Source organism: Streptomyces sp. NPDC058051 (genome assembly GCF_042885475.1).
Lineage (GTDB): Bacteria > Actinomycetota > Actinomycetes > Streptomycetales > Streptomycetaceae > Streptomyces.
The window spans coordinates 1-5,087 of record NZ_JBHVRW010000060.1 but is presented as its reverse complement, the minus strand read 5'-3'; the positions used below and the strand labels follow the sequence as shown (position 1 = coordinate 5,087).

The 5,087-nt window shown below is 70.4% G+C and carries 2 protein-coding genes; both read right to left on the bottom strand.

Going from position 1 to position 5,087, the window contains the following annotated elements; all coding sequences use genetic code 11:
* Positions 1-1,214, bottom strand: a 1,214-nt coding sequence (locus ACFVUT_RS37490; protein ID WP_389671150.1) for a beta-ketoacyl synthase N-terminal-like domain-containing protein, incomplete at its 3' end; no start/stop codon positions are given.
* Positions 1,204-4,971, bottom strand: coding sequence for an SDR family NAD(P)-dependent oxidoreductase (locus tag ACFVUT_RS37485; protein WP_389671152.1), 3,768 nt, complete (start codon positions 4,969-4,971; stop codon positions 1,204-1,206). The genes ACFVUT_RS37490 and ACFVUT_RS37485, both read right to left, overlap by 11 nt.
* Positions 4,972-5,087 lie beyond the last annotated feature (116 nt).

Genomic DNA, 5,087 nt, shown 5'->3' with positions numbered 1-5,087 from the left:
GCCGGCAGCACACCATGCCGCATCGCCAGCACCATCTTGATCACACCAGCCACACCAGCAGCAGCCTGCGTATGACCGATATTCGACTTCACCGACCCCAACCACAACGGAGCCCCCTCACCCCGCCCCTGCCCATACGTCGCCAGCAACGCCTGCGCCTCAATCGGATCACCCAACCGCGTACCAGTCCCATGCCCCTCGACCACATCCACCTCATCACCGGTCAGACCCGCGCTGCTCAACGCCTGACGAATCACCCGCTGCTGCGACGGACCATTCGGCGCCGACAACCCATTACTCGCACCATCCTGATTCACCGCACTACCACGCACCACCGCCAACACCCGATGACCGAGCCTCCGCGCATCCGACAACCGCTCCACCAACAACAACCCAACACCCTCACCCCAACCCGTCCCATCAGCGGCATCGGCGTACGGCTTGCAGCGGCCGTCGGGGGACAGAACGCGCGTTCGACTGGTCTCCACGAACAACCCAGGGCCGGCGACCACCGCCACGCCACCGGCCAGGGCGAGCGAGCACTCACCGTTCCGCAGCGCCTGCGCCGCAAGATGCAAGGCCACCAACGACGACGAACACGCCGTATCGATACTGACCGCAGGACCCTCGAACCCGAACGTGTAAGCCAGCCGTCCGGATGCCACGCTGCTCGCGGTGCCGGTCAGTACGTAGCCGTCGATGCCCGTGTCGCCCTCGGTCGCGCGCGGCCCGTACTCTGGCGCGGCGGAACCGACGAAGATTCCCGTGTCGGAACCGCGCAGGCTGTTCGGGTCGATACCGGCGTCCTCCAGCACCTCCCAGGCCGTTTCCAGCAGCAGCCGCTGCTGCGGGTCCATGCCGAGGGCCTCACGCGGCGAGATCCCGAAGAACCCGGCGTCGAAGCCGGCGGCGTCCGTGAGGAACCCGCCCTCGCGCGCGTACGACGAGCCTGTCCGGTCCACATCCGGGTCGTACAGGCCCTCCACGTCCCACCCACGATCGGCAGGGAACTCGCCCACCGCGTCCACACCGGACTCCACCAGCCGCCACAGATCCTCGGCCGACGCCACACCACCCGGATAGCGGCACCCCATGCCGACGATCGCGATCGGTTCGGTGGCCCGGCCCTCGACCTCGCGCAGTCGCTGCCGAGTGCGGTGAAGGTTGGCCGTGGCGCGCTTCAGGTATGTGGTGAGCTCTTCCTCAGTGGTCATCTGTCGCCGTCCCGGCGTCGTTGGTGTCGTCCAGTTCCGTGTCGATGAGGTCGAACAACTCCGAGTGCGAGGCCGACATGATCCGGCGTTCCACGTCGTCCTCGGGTTGGTCGTCGAGTTTGCGCAGGATCTGCCGCATCCGCTCGGCGATCTCAGCCCGCGTTCCGTTGTCCGCGCCTGCGGCGATGGCCTCCTCCAGCCGGTCGAGTTCGGCGAGCGGCCCGGAGGGCGGCGCGGTCGCCGGGGCCATCTGGTCCCTGAGGTACTGGGCGAGCGCGCTCGGTGTCGGGTAGTCGAACGCGAGCGTCGCGGGCATGCGCAGTCCGGTGGCCGATGACAGCCGGTTGCGTAGCTCGATCGCGGTGAGCGAGTCGAACCCAAGTTCCTTGAGCGGCTGCGTCGGTACGAGCGCGGATGCGTTGAGGTGGCCGAGGACCGTCGAGACGTGGGAGCCGACCAGGTCCAACAGCAGCTCGTTCTGGCCGCGTTCGTCCAGTCCGGCCAGCTGCTGGGCGAGACCGGCGCTGCCGTTGCGTCCGCCCGTCTCGTGGACGACGGCCATCCGCCGGGCGGGGGCGCGCACCATGCCTCGCAGGACGTGGGGCAGCGTTCCGGCGGCGGCTTGTGCCCGCAAGGCTGCCAGGTCCAGGCCGGCCGGTACGAGGGCGGCTCTGCCATCGGCCACGGCGGTACCGAACATCGCCAGGGCGACGGGCGTGGGCAGGGGCCGCACGCCGGCGCGACTCAGCCTCGCCCGCTCGGCTCGTCCCAGGTGGCCGGTCATCGCACTGTCCTGGGCCCAGTAGCCCCACGCGAGCGAGACGGCGGCGAGCCCATCGGCCTGCCGTTCGACCGCCAGCGCGTCCAGGAAGGCGTTCGCCGCCGCGTAGTTGCCCTGGCCGCCACTGCCCAGCGTGCCCGCCATGGACGAGAACAGCACGAACGCCGTCAGGTCGATGTCGCGGGTCAGCTCGTGCAGGTGCCACGCCGCGTCCACCTTCGCCGCGAGCACGCGGTGCGCCTGGTCCGGCGTCAGCGATTCCACGGCCGCGTCGTCGAGCACGCCTGCCGCGTGGATGACCGCCGTCAGCGGGGCGTCACCGGGGATGTCGGCGAGCAGCCTCGCCAGCGCCTGCCGGTCGGCGACGTCGCATGCCGCTACGACCGGCTCGGCGCCCAGTTCGGTCAGCCGCGCCAGCAGATCCGCTGTTCCGGGCGCGTTCTTGCCGCTGCGGGACACCAGCAGCAGGTGCCGCATTCCCGCCTCGGCCAGGTGCTCAGCCACCGCGCCGCCCGCCATGCCTGTGCCGCCGGTGATGAGCACCGTGCCACGGCGGTCGATCTCCACGGGCATCCGCAGTACGACCTTGCCGACGAACCGCGCCTGGGCGAACTGCTGGAGTGCATGCCGGACGTGCCGGACGGGGAAGACGTTCACCGGCAGGGGTTCCAGTGCGCCGGACTCGAACAGTTCCACCAGCTCGACCAGCATTTCGTGCAGCCGGTCGTTCCCGGCGTTCGTCACGTCGAATGCCTGGTAGGTGACGCCCGGGTGCTCGGCCGCCACCTGTGCGGGATCGCGGATGTCGGTCTTGCCCATCTCCAGCATCCGGCCGCCGGGGCGCAGAAGCTTCAGCGAGGCGTCGACGAACGGACCGGCCAGGGAGTTCAGCACGATGTCGACGGATCCGGGGCCGAAGCGTTCGGCGAAGGTCAGGTCGCGGGAGGACGCGATGCGATCGGCGGGGACGCCGAGGTCGGCGACCGCGTGCGCCTTCGGCGGACTGGCGGTCGCGTATGTCCGGAGCCCCCAGTGCCGCGCGAGTTGCAGTGCCGCCATGCCGACTCCGCCGGCACCCGCGTGGACGAGCAGCGACTCACCCGGTTGTGCCTGCACCAGGTCGACCAGCCCGTAGTAGGCCGTCAGGAACACCACGGGCACCGTGGCGGCCCGGGTCAGGGTCCAGCCCGCCGGGACCTCCACCAGCAGGCGCTCGTCGGTGATGAGTACGGGTCCGGTGCCGTCGAAGAGGCCCATGACACGTTGGCCCGGCCGAAGGCGCGTGACGTCCGGACCGACCTCCAGCACCACTCCGGCGCCCTCACCGCCCACCGGGCGGGGATCGTCGACCATGCCCAGTGCGACGACCACATCCCGGAAGTTCAGGCCCGCAGTGTGCAGTGCCACGCGAACCTCGCCCGCTGCGAGCGGCCGGTCGGCCTGCGGCCACGCAACGGCCGCGACGTCGTGGACGCTTCCGGTGCCGCCCGACTGGAGGCGCCAGGGGCCGTCGAGCGGGGTCACGACGTCGTCTTCCGTGCGGGACAGGCGGGGCACCAGGACCCGGCCCGCACGTACCGCGGCCTGCGGGTGCCCGGCCTCCCGCAGCTCGGGGAGGCGCGCCGCCGACTTCGGGTCACTGTCGATGTCCACCAGCAGAACCCGGTTCGGATGTTCCAGCTGGGCGCTCCGGATCAGGCCCCAGACGGCGGCGCCGGCCAGATCGGTGACGCGCGGGCCGTCTCCCGTGGTGATGGCTCCGGAGGTCACCACCATGAGCGACCGGTCCGAGTCGGTGACCACCGTGTCGGCGGCGAGCCACTCCTGGAGCGCGCTGATGACGCGCACGGTCAGCGTGTGCGTGTCCGTGACGGGGTCGTCTCCGGGGGCGGCGGCACAGATCACCATGTTCTCCGGTGAGCCGTCGTCGGCCGATGGCGCGCTGCGCATGACGCTCGCCACGGCGGCCGTCAGTCCGCTGTCACCGGCGAGGTCGAGCATCCGCCAGCGCCTGCCGGTCGAGGTGGCGTCCTCGTCGGCGAGGACGCCGTCCACCCAGTCGAGGTGGAAGACGTCGTCGCCTTCGGCGAACGTGCCCGCCGGCTGCTGGTCGGCGACGGATCGCGTCGTCACTTCGCGCACCGTGAGCACTTGCTCTCCGGCGGGATCGGTGGCCGTGACGGACATCGTCTGTTCGCCGGTGTGGCGGAGGCGTACGCGCAGGGCGCGGGCGCCTGTGGCATGCAGCTGAACGCCGGAGAAGGCGAACGGCAATGACACCTCGATGTCCTGCGTGTCGTCGTCGATGTCGGCGAGAGCGGCGATGAGTGCGGGGTGAAGGGCGGCGTCCATGAGTGCGGGGTGGATCAGGAAGCCTTCGGAGGACTCGTCGTCGGGCAGGGAGACCTCGGCGTAGATGTCATCACCGTGCCGCCAGGCCGCGGTGACACCCGCGAAGACCGGGCCGTACTCGTAGCCGACGGCCGCCAGCTGATCGTAAAACCCTTCGGCGGCTTCGAGGCGTTCGGCGCCTGCCGGAGGCCACACGTTGTCCAGGCCATCGCCGGGGGTGCCGGGATCAGTGGTGATGCGGCCGCGGGCGTGGCGCTGCCATTGGGTGTTGTCGTTCTGATGAGTGGAGTAGATGCTGATGTCTCGGTTGTCGGCAGGATCGGTGTCGTCGTGCGGGAGGCTGACGACGATCTGGATGTGGGTCTCGGTGTCGGGCCGCAGAATCAGCGGTGCTTCGAAGGCCAGTTCCTGGAGGTGCGGATGCCCGCTCCGCTCACCCGCGTCCAGTGCAAGCTCCATGAACGCCGTCGCGGGCAGCAGAACCCGGCCCAGCACCCCATGATCAGCCAGCCACGGCTCAGCACCCACCGACACACGCCCACTCAGGACCAGCCCGCCCTCACCTCCCACCGGCATCACCGCCTCCAACAACCGGTGCGCGACGGCAGACTGCCCCGGCCCCACACCCCGGCCCGCACCGCCCGACAGCCAGTACCGCTGACGCTGGAAGGCGTACGTCGGCAGCTCAACCCCCCGGCCACCTCCCACGACCCGAGCCCAGTCCACATCGACCCCGCGCA